This window comes from Pseudomonas sp. RIT409 (genome assembly GCF_003052515.2).
Lineage (GTDB): Bacteria > Pseudomonadota > Gammaproteobacteria > Pseudomonadales > Pseudomonadaceae > Aquipseudomonas.
Map to the genome: position 1 here is coordinate 106,814 of NZ_QARE02000007.1, position 18,165 is coordinate 124,978.

The window sequence follows — 18,165 nt, forward strand, 5'->3', positions numbered from 1 at the left end:
TTGCGGCTTTCGAGGCCGCGTGTTTCAGGGCACGAACCTGAATGAAAAAGCCCGGCATCGCTGCCGGGCTTTTTGTTCGTTGCGTAAAGCCAGTTATGGCACCAACTTATCCAGCATCGCTTTGTCACGCACCGCGCCTTTGTCGGCGCTGGTCGCGAGCAGGGCGTAGGCTTTGAGGGCAGTGGTCACTTTGCGTGGCCGTGTTTCGGCAGGACGCCAGCCTTTTTTGTCCTGCTCGGCACGACGGGTAGCCAGTTCCTCGTCGGAGACCAGCAGATTGATCGAGCGGTTCGGGATATCAATCAGCACTTTGTCACCATCCCTTACCAGGCCGATTGCGCCACCGGCGGCGGCTTCCGGCGAGGCGTGGCCGATGGACAGGCCCGAGGTCCCGCCCGAGAAGCGTCCGTCGGTCAGCAAGGCACAGGCCTTGCCCAGGCCTTTGGATTTCAGGTACGACGTCGGGTAGAGCATTTCCTGCATGCCCGGACCGCCTTTCGGGCCTTCGTAGCGAATGATCACGATGTCGCCGGCCTTGACCTCGTCGGCGAGAATGCCGCGCACGGCGCTGTCCTGGCTCTCGAAAATCTTCGCGTTACCTTCGAAGACATGAATCGACTCGTCGACGCCGGCGGTTTTCACTACGCAGCCGTCCAGCGCGATGTTGCCGTAAAGCACGGCAAGGCCGCCTTCTTTCGAATAGGCATGCTCGACGCTGCGGATACAGCCATTTTCGCGGTCATCATCCAGGCTTTCCCAACGGGTGGACTGGCTGAACGCAACTTGGGTCGGAATGCCAGCCGGGCCCGCCTTGAAGAAGGTGTGCACCGTTTCGTCGTCAGTCTGGGTGATGTCCCACTGGGCGATTGCCTCTTCCATCGAGCGCGCGTGGACGGTTGGCAGGTCGGTGTGCAGCAGCCCGCCGCGCGCCAGTTCGCCGAGAATGCTGAAAATGCCCCCGGCGCGGTGCACGTCTTCCATGTGGTACTTCTGGATGTTCGGCGCAACCTTGCACAACTGCGGCACTTTGCGCGACAGGCGATCGATGTCGCGCAGGTCGAAGGCCACTTCGGCCTCCTGAGCGGCCGCCAGCAAGTGCAGGATGGTGTTGGTCGAGCCGCCCATGGCGATGTCCAGTGTCATCGCGTTTTCGAACGCTTTGAAGTTGGCGATATTGCGCGGCAGTACCGAATCGTCGCCGTCGCGATAATAGGTCTGGCACAGTTCGACGATGCGACGACCGGCGCGCAGGAACAATTGCTCGCGGTCGGCGTGGGTCGCCAGTGTCGAGCCGTTGCCCGGCAGCGCGAGGCCCAGGGCTTCGGTGAGGCAGTTCATCGAGTTGGCGGTGAACATCCCGGAACACGAACCGCACGTCGGACACGCGCTGCGCTCGTATTCGGCGACTTTTTCGTCGGACGCCGAAGAATCGGCCGCAATGACCATGGCGTCGACCAGGTCCAGGCCATGACTCGCCAATTTCGTCTTGCCGGCCTCCATCGGGCCGCCGGAGACGAAGATCACGGGAATATTCAGGCGCAGGGCGGCCATCAGCATGCCGGGGGTGATCTTGTCGCAGTTCGAAATGCAGACGATGGCGTCTGCGCAGTGCGCGTTGACCATGTACTCAACGGAGTCGGCGATGATTTCGCGGCTCGGCAGGGAATACAGCATGCCATCGTGGCCCATCGCGATCCCGTCATCGACGGCGATGGTATTGAATTCTTTCGCGACACCGCCGGCTTTTTCGATCTCGCGAGCGACCAGTTGGCCCAGGTCCTTGAGGTGAACGTGGCCAGGCACGAACTGGGTGAACGAGTTGGCAATAGCGATGATGGGCTTCTTGAAATCTTCGTCTTTCATGCCCGTTGCACGCCACAAGGCGCGCGCGCCGGCCATGTTGCGGCCGTGGGTGGACGTTTTCGAGCGGTAATCAGGCATTGGAGCACTCCGGGCGGCTAATCAGGTTCAGTAAGGGAGTGAGCTTCTCGTGGTCCAGTGCAACGACGTCAGGTAGCTGCCGTTACGGAGGATGAGGTCGGTGACATTGCAGGATCGCTGCACGCTCGACCGGAGCTCATAAACCCGCCGGGGGATGATTGGCGATGAATAGCGCTGATTCTACACCTGTGAGGGCAGGAGGGAATGGTGGAAGGTCAGTAAGCGTCGCGTGCAAGCGCGCTCCTACGGGTCAACAGGATCACCGTAGGAGCGCGCTTGCCCGCGACGCGTTTAGCTATTGGGTAACAGTCGGCAGGTGATGCTCTTGATGTAGCGCGTTTCCGGGATGGCCGGGTGTACAGGGTGATCCGGGCCCTGGCCACCGCGTTCGAGCAACTGGATATTGCGGTCCAGGTGGCGAGCGCTGGTCAGAAGGATGTTCTGCAGATCGTCTTCCGGAAGGTGCATGGAGCAGGAGGCGCTGACCAGAATCCCGTCCTTGGTGAGCAAGCGCATGGCCTGTTCATTGAGGCGGCGATAGGCGCCTTCGCCGTTTTTCAGGTCTTTCTTGCGCTTGATGAAAGCGGGCGGGTCGGCCACGATCACGTCGAAGCGCTCTTCGGCCGCTTTCAGCTCTTTCAGGGCTTCGAAAACATCACCTTCGACGCACGTCACCTTTTCGGCAAAACCATTCAGCGCCGCATTGCGCTCGACGCCATCGAGGGCGAAGCCAGAAGCGTCGACGCAGAAAACTTCGCTCGCCCCGAACGCGCCCGCTTGCACGCCCCAACCGCCGATGTAACTGAACAGGTCCAGCACGCGTTTGCCCTTGACGTAGGGGGCCAGGCGCGCGCGATTCATGCGGTGGTCGTAGAACCATCCGGTTTTCTGACCTTCCATCACCGGTGCTTCGAACTTCACGCCGTTCTCTTCCAGCGCGACCCATTCCGGCACCACGCCGAAGGCCGTTTCCACGTAGCGGTTCAACCCTTCGGCATCCCGGGCAGCCGAGTCGTTCTTGAGCAGGATGCCGCTGGGCTTGAGGACCTGAATCAATGCCGCCAGCACATCGTCCCTGTGCTGCTCCATGGTCGCAGACGCCAGTTGCACCACCAGAATGTCGCCGAAGCGATCGACCACCAGGCCCGGGAGCAGGTCCGAGTCGCCGTAGACCAGACGGTAGAACGGTTTATCGAAGAGGCGTTCACGCAGCGACAAGCAAACGTTCAACCGATGCACCAGCAGCGATTTATCCAGCGACAGCTTGCTATCGCGCGACAGCAGGCGAGCGCAGATCAGGTTATTGGGGCTCATTGCGACGATGCCCAGTGGCTTGCCGCCTGCCGCTTCGAGAACTGCCTGGGCGCCAGGGACAAAACCGTTGAGTGGGGTGGCAGCCACGTCGATTTCGTTGCTGTAGATCCACAGATGGCCGGCGCGCAGGCGACGGTCGGCATTGGGCTTGAGGCGCAAGCTGGGCAGGGACATGACGTCGCTCCGAAAAAAAGAGCGGGATTATAGCGCGTCAACTGGCCTGCGGGCGGCCCACATGAATTAACCAGGTGGTATCCGGTCGGAACCCTCGAGATGTTTCAACGGTTGTCGGAGCATGGGCGATAGGGGGTAGAATCGTTGCCTGACCTTGAGTGTTAACTTATGTCCCAAGAGCTTACTTCCGAGCAGATTCAGCAGGCGTTGCAGGGCATCAGTGTTCCGCCCCAGCCGCAAATCATGGTGGATTTGCAGATGGAGCAGTACATGCCCGACCCTGATCTGGGTGTCATCGCGCGGTTGATAGCGCAGGATCCTGGGCTGTCCGGGGCGCTGCTGAAAATCGTCAACTCTGCTCATTACGGTCTGGCCAATAAAATCGCATCCATTCAGCGCGCGGTGAACCTGCTCGGCAGCCGTTCGATCATCAATCTCATCAACGCCCAGTCGATCAAGGGCGAAATGAGCGATGAGACGATCGTGGTGCTCAACCGCTTCTGGGACACCGCGCAGGACGTGGCGATGACCAGCCTCACGTTGGCCAAGCGCATCGGCTCGCAAACCGTAGATGAATCCTACGCGCTGGGTCTGTTCCACGATTGTGGCGTGCCGCTCATGCTCAAGCGCTTTCCCGAATACATGAGCGTGCTGGAAGAAGCCTATGCGAAGGCCGGGCCTGAGTGCCGAGTGGTCGATACCGAGAATCGCATCCTCAATACCAACCATGCTGTTGTCGGCTATTTCACTGCCAAGTCCTGGCGATTGCCGGAACATGTCAGCAATGCGATTGCCAATCACCATAACGCGCTGGCGATTTTCCAGGATGAATCGGGGCGTAACGCGCCGCTGAAGAATCTTTTGGCCATTCTCAAGATGGCGGAACACGTCTGTTCTTCTCACCGCGTGCTGGGCAACCAAGCCATTGACCACGAGTGGAACAGCATCGGGCACATGGTGCTGGATTACGTCGGGCTGTCCGACTACGACTTCGAAAACCTCAAAGAAAGTATCCGTGAACTGAGCGCGCACTGACGCGCTTATCCTCACCTCGCCATCGAGTGCCCCATGCCTGAATTGCCTGAAGTCGAAACCACCCGTCGGGGTATCGCGCCCCATCTGGAAGGTCAGCGAGTCAGCCGAGTCATCGTGCGCGACCGCCGCCTGCGCTGGCCCATCCCGGAAGATCTGGACGTGCGGCTCTCAGGCCAGAAGATCACGGGGGTGGAGCGGCGAGCCAAATACCTGTTGATTCAGGCCGAAATCGGGACCTTGATCAGTCATTTGGGCATGTCGGGCAATTTGCGGCTGGTCGAGGCCGGGCTGCCGGCGCTCAAGCATGAGCATGTGGACATCGAGCTGGAGTCCGGCCTGGCCTTGAGATACACCGACCCTCGCCGTTTTGGCGCGATGCTGTGGAGCCACGACCCCCATAACCACGAGCTTCTGATCCGGCTTGGGCCTGAGCCGTTGACGGATGTGTTCGATGGTCTGCGTCTGTATGAACTGTCTCGTGGACGGTCGATGGCGGTGAAGCCGTTCATCATGGACAACGCCGTGGTGGTGGGTGTTGGCAACATTTATGCGACCGAAGCGCTGTTCGCTGCGGGTATCGATCCTCGGCGTGAGGCGAAGACCATTTCCAAGGCGCGCTATATAAAGCTGGCCGCAGAGATCAAGCGGGTGCTGGCGGCCGCCATCGAGCGGGGCGGCACTACGCTGCGCGATTTCATCGGCGGCGACGGCCAGCCTGGTTACTTTCAGCAGGAGCTGTTTGCCTATGGTCGGGGCGCTGAACCCTGCAAGGTCTGCGGCACGCTCATGCGTGAGGTCAAGCTGGGGCAGCGTGCGAGTGTTTATTGCCCTAAATGCCAGAAGTAGCGACCGCCTGCGTGGGGGGGGCCTCATCGAGTGCGTTTGCGCTCCGTCACGGTCGGGCGGTGGTCATGGAACGGGAATCCGAAGGGCGCTTCTTCTGAGCGGATTCTCCCGGATGCAGGGCGAGACTTGCGTAACCCCCATCGCTGTTTATAGTGAGCAGCACCCCTTTTCCAGCAGTGCCTGAAGGATCATGCCATGAGCCCGTTTCGTATTCTCGCTGCCACCCTGGCCCTGTTCTTCGGCCTGCAGATGACGCCTGCCATGGCGCAAGTTGAAGCGTCGGGCAGCGGCGATCCGATGTACGAGATTCAAAACCCGCCTGCCTACGCGATGATGGGTGACTTGCTGGTGGCTCGTCCGCTTCTGATCGTGGCAACGGTGATCGGCGCAGGCCTTTTCGTGATTGCGTCTCCGTTCGCGGCAGCCGGTGGCAATTTGCGTGCAACCGGCAACGCGCTGGTGGTCGAGCCTGGCAAGGCCGCGTTTGTCCGCTGCCTGGGTTGCACCACCAGCGGTTACGGCAGGCAGGACTGATCCGCGCAGACTCGCACCCGGTCCAACTGCGCATTCGGGCGGAATGTCGTTGAAACGCCCACCCCGCGAGGGTCGCTCGCGGCTTCGACCCGTGCGCTGTTCTTGTGCCACATCAACACCTGCTGATTGCCGAAGTCGCGTCGTGTTTCTTTTAGGCGATACCCTCGCTCACTCAAATCGGCCAACTCTTGCTCAGTAAACGCGCCTGGCTCGTATTCCAGTTGATCGGGCAAGTACTGATGGTGATAGCGCGACGCAGAGGTCCAGCGGGCGATAGGCTGATCATCGAGATACGCCAACATCGCCAGCAGCACCACACTCGGAATGCGGCTGCCGCCGGATGAGCCGAACGCCGTAAACGCGTCGGGGCTTTCGATGAAACTTGGGCTCATGCTCGACAGCGGACGTTTGCCCGGTTCGATGACGTTTGCGGGGCTGCCGGGCAACCCGTAGGTATTACTGCCTTTGGGGTCGACCGCGAAATCGTCCATCTCGTCGTTGAGGATCACGCCCGTGCCGGGAACGGTAAAGGCCGAACCAAATGGCAGGTTGAGCGACAGGGTCGCTGCAACGGCGTTGCCATCCTCGTCGAGGACGGAGAAATGGCTGGTGTTGTCCCCCTCCCTCCAGCGCGGCGCAGGAGGGAGCGCATTATTGGGCGTGGCGCGGTGAGGGTCGATGCTGGTCGACAGTTGCAATAAATAATCCGGCGCCAAGACCTGCGCAATCGGATTAGGCACGAAATCCGGATCCCCGAAAAACATCCGGTCTCGATAGGCACGTCTCAGCACCTCTGCCACGTAGTGCGCTCGCTGGGCCTTTTCCGATTCCCGCCAAGGCAACTGCTGCAGCATGAACAGGCTCTGCGCCAGAGCGACTCCCCCTGCCGAAGGAGGTGGCGCGCTGATGAGTTCGCGCTGGTCGGCCAATTGAAAGCGTAACGGCGTTCGGGTGACCACGTCGTATTCTTCGAGATCGTGGTAGTTCCAGATGCCGCCTCCTGCGCGTACGCCGCTGACCATCGACTGTGCCGTCAACCCGCTGTAGAAGCCAGCGCGACCTTTGTCGGCGAGACGCTCCAGGGTTTGTGCAAGCTCTGGCTGTTGAATGATCGCCCCCAGGTCAGGCACATCGTTATTGCGCAGGAACAGCCGGGCGCTTTCCTTATTGGCGCGCAAAGCGAACAGTCGCCAGCTGGCACGCTCGCGGTACACCTCGTCGACCTTGAACCCGCGGTAAGCCACGCGAATGGCAGGGGCCAGGGAGATGCTCAGCGGGAGGCGTCCATAGCGGTCGGCCAATTCGACCAATGCGGCGGGCAGGCCGGGGATGGCTGCGGCCAGGGGGCCGTTCAGAGATAAATCGGGTTGCGCGACACCATTGCGATGGAACATTCGCGGCTTGGCTTTAAGGGGCGCTTTCTCGCGGGCATCGAGAAAGGGGTACTGCACCGGCTCTCCCGCCTGGCGCAACAGGAAAAAACCGCCGCCACCCAGCCCGGAACCGTAAGGTTCAACTACGGCAAGGGTGGCGCTGATGGCAACCGCGGCGTCGAACGCATTCCCGCCATCGACCAGAATTTCCCGACCGGCGGCTGTCGCAACGGGGTGGGGGCTTGCAATGGCGGCCTGATCGGGATGGCCAGGACTGCCTTGAGCCGAGAGGGCGCACAGAACAAGCACTGCGCCAAACGAGGAGGGTATCCGCGTAAGCTTTGAGGTCATGCGTATCTCGCTCAGTTCTACAGGCAATACAGCCCATGTCTTCGGCGAAAGCGCGGATGCCGACAGGATATGCCTTCGTTTAAGCCTTGCTGGTAATAAGGTGGTACTTGGCCATCAGTTGGTCTTTCGTTTCGACGTTGTTTTCATCCAACGGGATGCAGTCGACCGGGCAGACCTGCTGGCACTGGGGTTCATCGTAGTGACCTACGCATTCGGTGCACAGGTTCGGATTGATCACGTAGATCTCTTCCCCTTGGGAAATCGCTTCGTTCGGGCACTCGGGTTCGCAGACGTCGCAGTTGATGCAATCGTCGGTGATGATCAGGGACATGGACACTCCTGCCGCGGTCGACACCGGGGCATATCAAGATCTAATGCGGCGAATTGTGCCGCATTAACGCTCGGTATGCACCTCAACATAGCGCCGGAACTAGGCTTTGAATCTTTCCTTGAGCGCTTGGGCGACCGCCGGATGTACAAATTTCGTGATGTCTCCGCCTAACGCCGCGATTTCTCTGACCAGCGTAGATGAAATAAATGAATAGCGTTCGGACGGCGTGAGAAAAAGGCTTTCGACGTCCGGGGCGAGCTGCTTGTTCATGTTGGCGAGCTGAAATTCATATTCGAAGTCCGACACCGCCCGCAGCCCGCGCAGCAAGATGTTGGCGTTCTGCTCTTGCGCGAAATGCGCCAGGAGGGTCGAGAAACCTACCACTTCGACGTTCGCCAGGTGTTCAGTGGCTTCCTGGGCCAGCGCGACCCGTTGCTCGAGGGGGAACAACGGATTTTTCTTGGGACTGGCGGCGACGGCAATGACCACTTGATCGAACATGCGCGAAGCGCGTTCGACCAGATCGCCATGGCCCTTGGTGATGGGGTCGAAGGTGCCTGGGTACAACACTCGGTTCATCGCGTCGTCCTGGTCGGAGTTCGTTGGGACTCGGATGGTAGCGCAGGCCAGGTGTAGCGGCCAAGTTGCCTGCGCTCTCTGCGCCTTGCGAGTTGCCGCACCCGCGCCCAGACTGGGCAGGCCGTCCTGACGGCCTTCCCTTGCCTGACAGGAGTCGTGATGCGTACGGATTATCTGGCGTTCTTCGTTTCACTGTTTCTTTCTCGCCTCGGCGATCAGATCCTGCTGTTTCTCGTTCCGCTGATTGTTTTCCAGACCACTGACAGTGCCTCATGGGCCGGATTGGCGTTCTTCATGGAGGCATTGCCGCGCTATTTGGCATTCCCGGTCTGCGGGGCGTTGTGCGACCGGCACTCACCGGTCCGTCTGCTGCACATCAGCCAGGTGTACCGCGCCGGGATCTGCGCGGTGGCGATGGCGCTGTATGGCGTATTCGGTGGGCTCTACTGGCTGGTTCTGCTTTCGGCGGTCTGCGGTGTGCTGACCACGCAGGGCATCATGGCGCGAGAGGTGGTGATGCCTCATGCATTCCCCGATTACCGTTACGGAAAAACGCTGTCGTACTCGCAAATCGCCGATCAGACCGGGCTGGTGCTGGGGCCGGTGCTGGCGGCACTGGCACTGGAAATCTGTCCATGGCCGGGCGTTGTAGTGGGCGCGGCACTGTTGTTCGGGCTCGCCGACCTGGCCATGCGTGTCTGGCAGCGCGTGAGCGGTTTCCAAATGGCACGTCCGCAGCGGCAAGCGCGGGTGTGGCATGAGCCTTTGCGCATCGCGCTTGGCCACATTGCCAGCGTCCCGAGCCTGCAGAAGCTCATCGGGCTTGCCGTGGGGGTGAACCTGATCGTGGGCGTTACCCTTGCCACATCGGCGGCGATGGTGATCGGCTCGTTTGGAGAGAGCAAGGACTACTATGCCATCGTACAGGCAGCGGGCGCCGCAGTGACTATCGCCATTTTGTTCGTGCTGGCGCGCATCGAGCTGCCTCTCAAATTGCTGGGTGCCGCGTCCTATTGCGCGATTGTGGTGGGGGCATTGATTACGGCTACCGGGGCGATTCCTGGCGTTTATTTGATAGGGTTTCTGCTGATTGTCGGCTTCGACAAGATGTTCAACATCTACATGCGTACCCTTCGGCAGCGTCTCATCCCGGTGGGTGATTTCGGTAAGACGGTGGGGGTCATTACCCTGCTCAACAACCTGTCGCAGCCCTTTGCGGGATTGATGGTGGGGCTGCTCACCGCTTCATTGGGCTTGCGAGGTGTCATTCTGGTGATGGTACTGGTGGCCGGTCTCTTGGGGGCCCTCATTGCGGTCGCATACCGGGCGAGCGCTGCGGTGCCGCCGAGCAATGAAGGCTGCACCGAACCGGAGCGCATGCGTTAAGATCAAGCCTATTCCCGTGACATCCAGGCGTCCGAGCTAAACATGGCACCGCGCATCAAACCCTTACGCGTCAAGACGCGAGAACGCATCGTGCAGAGCAGCCTGGAACTGTTCAATCTGCAAGGCGAGCGCAGCGTGAGTACCAACCATGTCGCGGCACACCTGGAGATTTCGCCGGGGAACCTCTATTACCACTTCCCTAACAAGCAGGCGATCATCGCCGAGCTGTTCACGCAGTACGAAGCGTTGATCGACAGCTTTCTGCACCCACCCAAAGGGCGTTTGCCGGCGGTCGAGGATAAGCGCCATTACTTGCTCGCGATCCTCGACGGTATGTGGCGCTACCGTTTCCTGCACCGCGACCTCGAGTATCTACTGGACGCCGACCCTGAGCTGGCCCAGCGTTATCGACGCTTTTCCCAGCACTGTCTGATCAAAGGGATGGCCATCTATGGTGGCTTCGTCGACGCGGGCATTCTGGACATGAACAGCGTGCAGATCGAATCACTCACGCTCAACGCCTGGATCATCCTGACGTCATGGGTGAGGTTCCTTTGTACCACCCGGAAAACCCCAGGCCGTTTGAACGAAGAGGCCATCCGGCGAGGGGGTTATCAGGTCTTGATGCTTGAGCTGGCTTACGTTACGCCTGGCGCGCGTGCAGCGGTGCATGCGCTATGCGACGAATTTCATGTGCCTTTGATCACAGCGCTGGAGGATGCGGATTGAGCCAATGCTTCGATTGCATGGAATACCCCCATCGTTTCTAGCCATTTTTACTGTCTGCAGGAGCCCGTCATGTCTATTGCGCAACTGATCAGCCCGCAACAACTGGCCGAACGCCCACAATCACCGGGGCGAGTGATCCTAGATTGCCGTTCTTCCCTTGATGACCTGGATTACGGTCAGCGCAGCTACGCGCAAGGGCATATCGAGGGTGCGTCCTACGCCGATCAGCTCAACGACCTGAGCGGACCCATCATCAAAGGAGTAACGGGACGGCATCCCTTGCCGGACCCGCAGGCCTTGATCGATCGCCTGCGGTTCTGGGGAGTGGATAACGACAGCGAAATTGTGCTCTACGACGACGGCCCCGGTGCTTATGCTGCACGCGCATGGTGGCTGCTTGCGTGGCTGGGCAAGCGTGACGGCGTATACCTTCTCGATGGCGGATTGAAGGCGTGGCATGCAGCTGGACTGCCGTTGAGTCTGGATCCGCCGGCGCATCGCGAAGGCACGTTCAAGGGCAAGCCGGATGAGACGCTGGTGCTCACTGCGCAAGAGGTGCAGAAGAAACTGGACAGGCCCGATGTCACGTTGATCGATGCGCGCGCGCCTGCACGATTTCGCGGCGAGGTCGAGCCGATCGATCCAGTCGCTGGCCATATCCCCGGCGCGCAATGTGCAGACTTCACGGACAATCTGGGCCCGGACGGGCGCTTCCTGCCCGCCGCGCAGCTCAGGGAGCGATTTGCCGAAATCCTGAAAGGGCGTGCGCCTGAAAAGCTCGTCGCGTACTGCGGCTCGGGCGTCACGGCCTGCCAAAACTTGTTCGCCCTATGCCTGGCTGGCTATCCCTTGGGCCGGTTGTACGCTGGGTCATGGAGCGAGTGGATCAACGATCCGCAGCGGCCAGTGGCCAAGGGCGAATAAGGCATCGCGGTGACGTGAATCACCGCATGCCGTGCAAACCTGCGGAGTTTGATCAACGGACGAGCTGCTGATCCGGCACTACAAAGCCTCTGTAATTGGCTTCGATGAATTGCTTGACCTCCGGCCCGGTCAAGTATTTCGCCAACAGTGTCAGCCTTGGATCATCCAGCATGTCGTTTCGTGCATAGATCAGGTTGGCGTAGGGGTTGTCTGCGGTGTGCTCTCGCACCGATGCCTGCGAGGGGTCCACCCCGTTCGAGAGGGCGACGTCACCGTTGATGAAGCTGGCATCGGCATCCGGTAGCGCCTTGGCCTTGACGGCTGCATTATCGCGGTGGAACGTCTTGCTGACGTGGGTCAGTTTGAAAATCGGGCCACTCACTGCAGCGGTCCTTGGTGATGTCTGTCTGAGCAGAACCGCCAGGAAGCCGCGAAGCGGCGATCTCTGGCGATACACCCAACATTCGGTCGCCGCATAATCATTGCTTTGAGTTATAACGGAAAAGAATTTTTAATTCTTTGCTTATAATCGCCTGTTTTCTGCAAGAGGAGCTGTGGTCATATTTGCCCCATCAACCAGCGCAGCAGAAAAAACACCAACAGCCCCCCGCCGATGGTGGCCAGCAGATTGCGGCTCAGCGCTGCGATGGCGATCGCCGCAGCGCCCGCCAGCAGGTAGGCATTATCCAGTGAAAGCTGCCAGTGTTGGCCGTCAGGCAGCAACATGCCAGGCACGACAATGGCCGTGAGCACGGCGGTGGGCACGTAATGCAGCCCCTGTCTGACCACTGGGGGAAAGCGCAGATCGGGCCAGGCGAACAAGCTGTAGCGCATCGTAAACGTGATCACGGTCATTCCCAGGATCAACCACCCGTAACTCATGAGTGCACCTCGTCGACCTGGGCATTGCGGGAGCCTTCGGATTGACGTCTTTCCAGCAGAACCCCGACGGCAATGCCGCTGAACGCGGCAGCCATCAAGCCCAGCTTGTAGGGCCATGACCAGGTCATCAAGGCAACGGCGCCCGCCGCGAGCGCTGCTGCGATTTGCGACTGGTTACGAAGCAACGGCACGACAATGCCGATGAACGTAGCCAGCATCGCAAACTCCAGGCCCCAACTGGCCATGTCCGGTACCGCCTGCCCGAACAGCACGCCCACCAGCGAACTGCTCACCCAGCAGGTATAGAGGGCGCTGGTAACGCCAAGCCAATACCAGTGCGCCAGAGGTGAGCGGCCGTGCACAAGGTAATAGCGTTGCACGACGGCGAAGGTTTCGTCGGTCAGCCAGAATGCCAGTAGCAGTCGCCAGCGCTGCGGCAGGTTTTGCACTTGGGGTTGTAGCGTGGCGCTGTAGAGCACATGACGCAGGTTGACGATGAAGGTGGTCAGCAGGATCACCACTGCACTCGCCCCAGCGCCCATCAGGCTGACGACGATGAATTGCGCGGACCCTGCGTAGACGAACATCGACATGCTGACCGCCTGCCACAGTGAGAGGCCGCCGACGCCAGCCAGCGTTCCGAATATGATGCCGAACGGCGCAATGCCGACCAGCATCGGCACGCTATCGCGAAGACCGCGGGCGAAGAGTTGATTGCGAGACATGATGCTTCTCCTTGTGCCTCGAATCATCAGCCTGTGCAGGCCTCCTGTCTTGAACGATCTTGCAACGAGCAAGGCGCTGAAGCTTCAAGCTGCCCCGGCGGAGCCATGCACATCCACCAGCCACTGAGGAATGCACTGCTCCAGGTAATAAACCGGCTTTCTGAGCGTTCCCCCGACGAAGCCTACATGGCCGCCTCGTTGCTGAAGATCGAAACGGGTGCTCGGTGACAGTTCGTGGAGTGCGGGAAGGCTGTGTTGGAACACGAAAGGGTCATCTGCGGATTGCACCAGCAATGTCGGGGTGCGGATGGCCCCGAGATAATAGCGGCTGGAGGCTTTGCGGTAGTAATCCTGCGCGTCGTCAAATCCATTCAGTGGGGCGGTTACCCTGCCGTCGAACTCCCAAAACGTCCGCAGGTTATCCAGCGAGCCCAGTGCAGCGAGGGCTGACAACCCGTCGTTCATGCCTTCATGCTGGAACCGACGCTGCTTGTCCTTGATGTACCCCACCATTTCACGCATGAAATGGCGTTGATAGACCTTGGAAAAACCCAGGCCGATGCGGTCCGCGCACTCATCCAACCGGAAAGGTACCGACACTGCCGCGGCGCCCTGCAGTTGGCTCTCGAACCCTGACTCACCCAGATGCTTGAGCAGGATATTGCCGCCCATTGAGTACCCCACCGCATACAGCGGCGCCAGCGGGCGGGCCCTGCGCAGGTGAGCGATAACGGCTGCCAGGTCATCGCTGACGCCCGAGTGATAGCTGCGAGGCAGCAGATTGGGCTCGCCCGAGCAGCCTCTCCAGTTCAAGGCGACACTGGTCCACCCATGCTTTTCCATGGCGTGCTGAAGCCCGACGACATAGTGCGAGTTGGATGATCCCGTCAAACCATGCAGCACCAGCACCACAGGCACCTTGGCGTCGTGTGGACCGTGCCAGTCCAGATCGAGGAAGTCACCGTCGTCGAGCCAAATGCGTTCGCGGCGCCGTTCCAGGGCGGGCATTTTGCGCCAGATCGGCCCCCACATGGTTTGCAAATGAGGGTTGCCGAGTCCGAATGCTGGCGCGAACACGCCGCTTTCAGTTGGCGTGGCCACTGCGTTCCCACAAGGCGTAGTGCACCTGCCCCGTTTTTTTCTCTCGATGCAGCCGCCAATTGCCCGGCAGGCCTAGTGTCGATGGCGGCGTTTCGCTCTCGGTGTAGACCCAGGCATCGTTCGCCAGCCAGCCGCGTTCTTCAAGCAGCGTACAGGCCGGAACCAGCAGTTGCTGATGGAAGGGCGGATCGAGGAATACCACGTCGAATGCCTCGGCCGGTTGGGCTTCCAGGTAGCGCAGCGCGTCACCGGCTTGAGTCCTGCCAACGCTGCAGCGCAAGGTGCCCAGGTGCTCGCGCAGGCTGGAGATGGCCACGGGATTGGCATCCAACGCCAACCCCATGCTCGCGCCCCGCGACAAGGCTTCGAGGAACAGCGCGCCGCTTCCCGCAAAGGGATCGAGCACCCGTGCGCCTTCGATATAAGGCGCCAGCCAGTTGAACAGGGTTTCTCGCACCCTGTCGGGTGTAGGGCGAAGGCCGGGGGCGTCTGGAAAGCTCAGACGTCGGCTGCGCCATTCACCGCCAATGATTCGCAACTGGCCAAGGCCCGTATGAACTTTAGGGCCTTTGTGAGCGCGCAGAGGCTTGGAAGTCGAGGTCATCAGTGCTCCGGAACGCCGACGGGTTGCTCGGCGGGTCTTTCGGTCGGGGGCGGCAGAGGCTTCTGAGGGACGGTAGGACCGGCGGTCACGATCACCAGGTTGTCCACATTCAGATGCTTGTTCATCACCGCCTTTATTTGCTCGACGGTGACGCTTTGGGATTGCGTCATGAAATCTTCGAGATATGTCAGCGGCAGATTATAGAAGCCAATGGCTCCCAATTGGCCAACAATTGCCGAGTTGCTCGCGGTCGACAGCGGGAAACTGCCTGCCAGCTCACGCTTGGCATCGTCGAGCTCTTTCTGGGTCGGGCCATTGGCGAGGAAGTCGCGAGTGACATCCTTGACCAGATTGAGCGTATTTTCGCTCAGCTCGGCACGGGTTTGCAGGCCGATCATGAAAGGACCTTTTGCCTGCATCGGTGTGAAGCCCGATGAGACGCCGTAGGTCAGGCCTCGCTTCTCCCGCACTTCGGTCATCAACCGGCTGCCGAACCCACCACCGCCGAGAATCGAGTTACCCAAGGACAGCGCAGCGTAATCGGGGTCAGCGCGATCGATACCCAGTTCGGCCAGCATCAGGTGCGTCTGCTTGGATGGGAATTCGATATGGGTTTGACCCGGTTTCGGTGGCGTCGGTGCAACGGTTTTCGGAAGCGCAGGGCCTTTCGGCAGTGCCGATGACACCTGGGCCGCCACCGCTTCGGCCTCAGGACGAGAGAGGTCTCCGACCAGCGCAATCACCGCGTTCCCGGCGGCGTACGCTTTGGCATGGAAGGCTTTCAACTGAGCGAGGGTAATGGGGGTGACGGTTTTGGCCGTGCCCATGCTCGGGTGCGCGTAGGGGTGTTCACCATAAAGGCGCTTGAAGAGCTCATCGCCCGCCAGTTTGCCCGGGTTTTGCTTCTGGTATTCGAAACTGGCCAGCAACTGGTTTTTGATGCGGGCCAGTGAGTCGGAAGGAAACGACGGTTTGCCGACCACTTCAGAAAAGAGTTTGAGCGCTGGTTCGCGTTTGTCCGGTGCGCTCAGGCTGCGTAACGAGGCAAGGGCCATGTCGCGGTAGGATCCGTTGCCGAAGTCTGCGCCAAGGTCTTCGAAGCCGGCGGCAATGGCGCTGACATCCTTGCCCTTGACGCCTTCGTTGAGCATGGCATTGGTGATCATTGCGATGCCTGGCGTCGCGCCGTCCTGGCTGCTGCCTGCGGCGAACAGCACGCGCATGTCGAACATCGGCAACTCATGCGCTTCGACGAAGAGCGCTCGCGCGCCCTCGGCGGTTGTCCACGATTGAATATCCAGCGAGCGTCGTGCGGGCGCCTTGCCGTCGAGCTCCTTCAGGGATTCCAGCGTATTGGCGGCCTTGTCGATGGCTTTGGGCGCTTCAGTGGAGGTCTCTGCCGTCGCAGACATCGGGCCGAACAGGCCAACGGACGTCAATAGCAGCGCAACAGCCCGCGTACGCACAGAACGTTTCTCGATGCGCCGGATCATTGCGCTTTCTCCTCAGGCAATACGTGCGCAACGGCAAGGCGTTCGCGAGTGAAATAGGTGCGTGCGGCCTTCTGGATGTCTTCGGGCGTGACGCTTTGCAACGCCGCCAGCTCACCATCCATCAGCCGCCAGGAGAGGCCGACTGTTTCCAGTTCGCCGATAGTGCTGGCCTGGCTGGTGATGGAATCACGTTCGTAGACGAGCCCCGCGATCACCTGGGCACGAACCCGCTCCAGTTCGGCCTGGGTCGGCGGCTTGGTCTTCAATTCGTCGAGCAATCGCCAGATACCGGCTTCGACATCCGCCAGGGTTTTCTTTTTTTGCATGTTCGGAGTAGCGCTGAGGGTAAACAGGCTGTCACCTCGGGTGTAGGCGTCATAGTTCGAGGAAGCGCCGGTCACCAGTTCCTCGCCACGTTCGAGTTTCGACGGAATGCGGGCACTGTAACCACCATCCAGCAGCGCAGAGATCAGCCGTAGCGCGTTCACTGACTGTGGATCGGTGGCCGTGGCCAGGCTCGGCACGTTAAAACCGTACATCAGGCTCGGCATCTGAGTGGCGACATGCACGGTGATCTGACGAAGGCCGGGCTCCGGTAGCTCGAGAGGCTTCTTGGAGGCCGGCACGTCGCGTCGGGGGATGGGCCCGAAGAAGCGTTCGGCCAGCGCTTTGACTTCGCTCGGTTGGACGTCTCCGACCACCACCAGGGTGGCGTTGTTCGGCACGTACCAGGACTCGTACCAGTGACGCAGCTCTTCGACTTTCATGCGGTCCAGGTCCGCCATCCAGCCAATGGTCGGCGTGTGATAACCGCTGGCAGGGTAGGCGATGGCCTTGAAGCGCTCGTAAGCCTTGGCGTTGGGCTTGTCTTCCGTGCGCAGGCGGCGCTCTTCCTTGATGACCTCGATCTCTCGCGCGAACTCTTCGGGCGGCAGGCGCAGGCTGGCCATTCGATCCGCCTCCAGCTCGAAGGCTACGCTCAGTCGATCGCGGGCCAGAATCTGGTAGTAGGCGGTGTAGTCATCGCTGGTGAACGCGTTCTCTTCAGCGCCCAGGTCGCGCAGGATCAGTGAGGCTTCGCCCGGGCCTGCCTTGGCGCTGCCCTTGAACATCATGTGTTCAAGCGTGTGGGAAAGGCCGGTCTGGCCGGGCGTCTCGTAGCTGGAGCCGACTTTGTACCAGACCTGCGATACGACGACCGGCGCACGATGGTCTTCGCGCACGACCAATTTAAGGCCGTTTTCCAGCGTGAATTCAGTGGTGGATTGAGGATCGGCGGCTACAGCGACAAGGGGCAGACACAAGGTACCGAGCAAAAAGCTTGCGGCACGGCGGGCAAGGGCATTCATTCGTCAATTGAACCTTCGAGGCGGCCTGCATGAACTTGGCGTCGGCGGGCGCGGGAGTTAGGGCGTATCATCACATATTTCCACCGCCGAGCCGGAGGCCGAAATGTCCCAAGGCAACGCGTGCGGGGAGATTTGAGCATCCAGACGAGCGACGCAGCCCTGCGAATTTCCGGCCCCGGCCTGCCGGGTTGATGCCTGAAAACCCGCTAAGCTTCGTCTCGGTTCCTGGCGAGGAAACGCACATTCCCTGAGGCCTGGGCCCGGTCTGGTGCGCTTTGAGGCACCCACGCGGCGGTGGAAATATGTGATGACACGCCCTAGGATAGCGGCCAGTTTGCTCGACGACCATGGCTGTGACGTAGGACTCTTCGTCTTAAGCAGGAAGGCGATGCTTAAATGGCGTAAACGGCAGAGCCCTTGCTGAACAAGCGGGCTCTATTACAGTCTGTTTCGCATACAGAATTTTCAGAGGCGCCGGTCTGGCGCGTCGCGAC

The 18,165-nt window shown here is 60.4% G+C and carries 18 protein-coding genes; 6 read left to right on the plus strand and 12 right to left on the minus strand.

The window, feature by feature from the left end:
- Positions 1 to 93: 93 nt before the first annotated feature.
- Positions 94 to 1,941: a dihydroxy-acid dehydratase gene (ilvD, locus tag DBP26_RS11160; protein ID WP_108237639.1), complete on the minus strand. Its 1,848-nt coding sequence runs from the start codon at positions 1,939 to 1,941 to the stop codon at positions 94 to 96.
- Between the two features lie 291 nt (positions 1,942 to 2,232).
- The gene (locus tag DBP26_RS11165; RefSeq protein WP_108237640.1) at positions 2,233 to 3,429 is read right to left on the minus strand and encodes a class I SAM-dependent rRNA methyltransferase; all 1,197 of its coding nucleotides are present in this window, start codon (positions 3,427 to 3,429) and stop codon (positions 2,233 to 2,235) included.
- A 168-nt stretch (positions 3,430 to 3,597) separates the two neighbouring features.
- Between DBP26_RS11165 and DBP26_RS11170 the strand changes: the two genes are divergently transcribed.
- From DBP26_RS11170 to DBP26_RS11180, 3 genes are all read left to right on the plus strand, one after another.
- Entirely contained in the window at positions 3,598 to 4,464 is an 867-nt protein-coding gene (locus DBP26_RS11170) for an HDOD domain-containing protein (RefSeq protein ID WP_108237641.1), read from the plus strand.
- A 33-nt stretch (positions 4,465 to 4,497) separates the two neighbouring features.
- Complete coding sequence (gene mutM / locus DBP26_RS11175; protein ID WP_108237642.1) at positions 4,498 to 5,310, plus strand: bifunctional DNA-formamidopyrimidine glycosylase/DNA-(apurinic or apyrimidinic site) lyase; 813 nt, start codon at positions 4,498 to 4,500, stop codon at positions 5,308 to 5,310.
- Positions 5,311 to 5,505: 195 nt separating this feature from the next.
- Complete coding sequence (locus DBP26_RS11180; RefSeq protein ID WP_108237643.1) at positions 5,506 to 5,844, plus strand: multidrug transporter; 339 nt, start codon at positions 5,506 to 5,508, stop codon at positions 5,842 to 5,844.
- Here the strand turns inward: DBP26_RS11180 and ggt are convergent.
- The 3 genes from ggt to coaD all read right to left on the minus strand — a co-directional run bounded on the left by ggt (position 5,826) and on the right by coaD (position 8,478).
- Positions 5,826 to 7,568, minus strand: coding sequence for a gamma-glutamyltransferase (gene ggt / locus DBP26_RS11185; protein ID WP_108237644.1), 1,743 nt, complete (start codon positions 7,566 to 7,568; stop codon positions 5,826 to 5,828). The genes DBP26_RS11180 and ggt overlap by 19 nt on opposite strands.
- Positions 7,569 to 7,647: 79 nt before the next feature.
- Positions 7,648 to 7,899: a YfhL family 4Fe-4S dicluster ferredoxin gene (locus tag DBP26_RS11190; protein WP_108237645.1), complete on the minus strand. Its 252-nt coding sequence runs from the start codon at positions 7,897 to 7,899 to the stop codon at positions 7,648 to 7,650.
- A gap of 99 nt (positions 7,900 to 7,998) precedes the next feature.
- Complete coding sequence (coaD, locus tag DBP26_RS11195; RefSeq protein WP_108237646.1) at positions 7,999 to 8,478, minus strand: pantetheine-phosphate adenylyltransferase; 480 nt, start codon at positions 8,476 to 8,478, stop codon at positions 7,999 to 8,001.
- 159 nt (positions 8,479 to 8,637) lie between these two features.
- On the opposite strand from coaD, the gene DBP26_RS11200 reads away from it, so the two are divergent.
- The 3 genes from DBP26_RS11200 (at position 8,638) to DBP26_RS11210 (ending at position 11,517) form a co-directional block, all read left to right on the plus strand.
- Complete coding sequence (locus tag DBP26_RS11200; protein WP_108237647.1) at positions 8,638 to 9,864, plus strand: MFS transporter; 1,227 nt, start codon at positions 8,638 to 8,640, stop codon at positions 9,862 to 9,864.
- Positions 9,865 to 9,906: 42 nt separating this feature from the next.
- Positions 9,907 to 10,593: a TetR/AcrR family transcriptional regulator gene (locus DBP26_RS11205; protein WP_108237648.1), complete on the plus strand. Its 687-nt coding sequence runs from the start codon at positions 9,907 to 9,909 to the stop codon at positions 10,591 to 10,593.
- A 69-nt stretch (positions 10,594 to 10,662) separates the two neighbouring features.
- Positions 10,663 to 11,517 carry a sulfurtransferase gene (locus tag DBP26_RS11210; protein ID WP_108237649.1) on the plus strand — a complete coding sequence of 285 codons (855 nt, stop codon included), beginning with the start codon at positions 10,663 to 10,665 and terminating at the stop codon, positions 11,515 to 11,517.
- A 52-nt stretch (positions 11,518 to 11,569) separates the two neighbouring features.
- On the opposite strand, the gene DBP26_RS11215 is transcribed toward DBP26_RS11210, so the two are convergent.
- The 7 genes from DBP26_RS11215 to DBP26_RS11245 all read right to left on the minus strand — a co-directional run bounded on the left by DBP26_RS11215 (position 11,570) and on the right by DBP26_RS11245 (position 17,671).
- Entirely contained in the window at positions 11,570 to 11,899 is a 330-nt protein-coding gene (locus tag DBP26_RS11215) for a MetQ/NlpA family ABC transporter substrate-binding protein (RefSeq protein WP_158541422.1), read from the minus strand.
- Between the two features lie 176 nt (positions 11,900 to 12,075).
- The gene (locus DBP26_RS11220) at positions 12,076 to 12,399 is read right to left on the minus strand and encodes an AzlD domain-containing protein (protein WP_108237651.1); all 324 of its coding nucleotides are present in this window, start codon (positions 12,397 to 12,399) and stop codon (positions 12,076 to 12,078) included.
- On the minus strand, positions 12,396 to 13,124 hold the full coding sequence (locus DBP26_RS11225) for an AzlC family ABC transporter permease (RefSeq protein ID WP_108237652.1): 729 nt from the start codon (positions 13,122 to 13,124) through the stop codon (positions 12,396 to 12,398). The genes DBP26_RS11220 and DBP26_RS11225 overlap by 4 nt, the downstream gene beginning before the upstream one ends.
- 84 nt (positions 13,125 to 13,208) lie before the next feature.
- Entirely contained in the window at positions 13,209 to 14,225 is a 1,017-nt protein-coding gene (locus DBP26_RS11230) for a hydrolase (protein ID WP_256601250.1), read from the minus strand.
- The gene (gene rsmD / locus DBP26_RS11235) at positions 14,209 to 14,829 is read right to left on the minus strand and encodes a 16S rRNA (guanine(966)-N(2))-methyltransferase RsmD (RefSeq protein ID WP_108237653.1); all 621 of its coding nucleotides are present in this window, start codon (positions 14,827 to 14,829) and stop codon (positions 14,209 to 14,211) included. The genes DBP26_RS11230 and rsmD overlap by 17 nt, the downstream gene beginning before the upstream one ends.
- Positions 14,829 to 16,322: a pitrilysin family protein gene (locus tag DBP26_RS11240; RefSeq protein WP_108237654.1), complete on the minus strand. Its 1,494-nt coding sequence runs from the start codon at positions 16,320 to 16,322 to the stop codon at positions 14,829 to 14,831. The genes rsmD and DBP26_RS11240 overlap by 1 nt, the downstream gene beginning before the upstream one ends.
- The gene (locus DBP26_RS11245) at positions 16,319 to 17,671 is read right to left on the minus strand and encodes a pitrilysin family protein (protein ID WP_108237655.1); all 1,353 of its coding nucleotides are present in this window, start codon (positions 17,669 to 17,671) and stop codon (positions 16,319 to 16,321) included. The genes DBP26_RS11240 and DBP26_RS11245 overlap by 4 nt, the downstream gene beginning before the upstream one ends.
- Between the last annotated feature and the right edge of the window lie 494 nt (positions 17,672 to 18,165).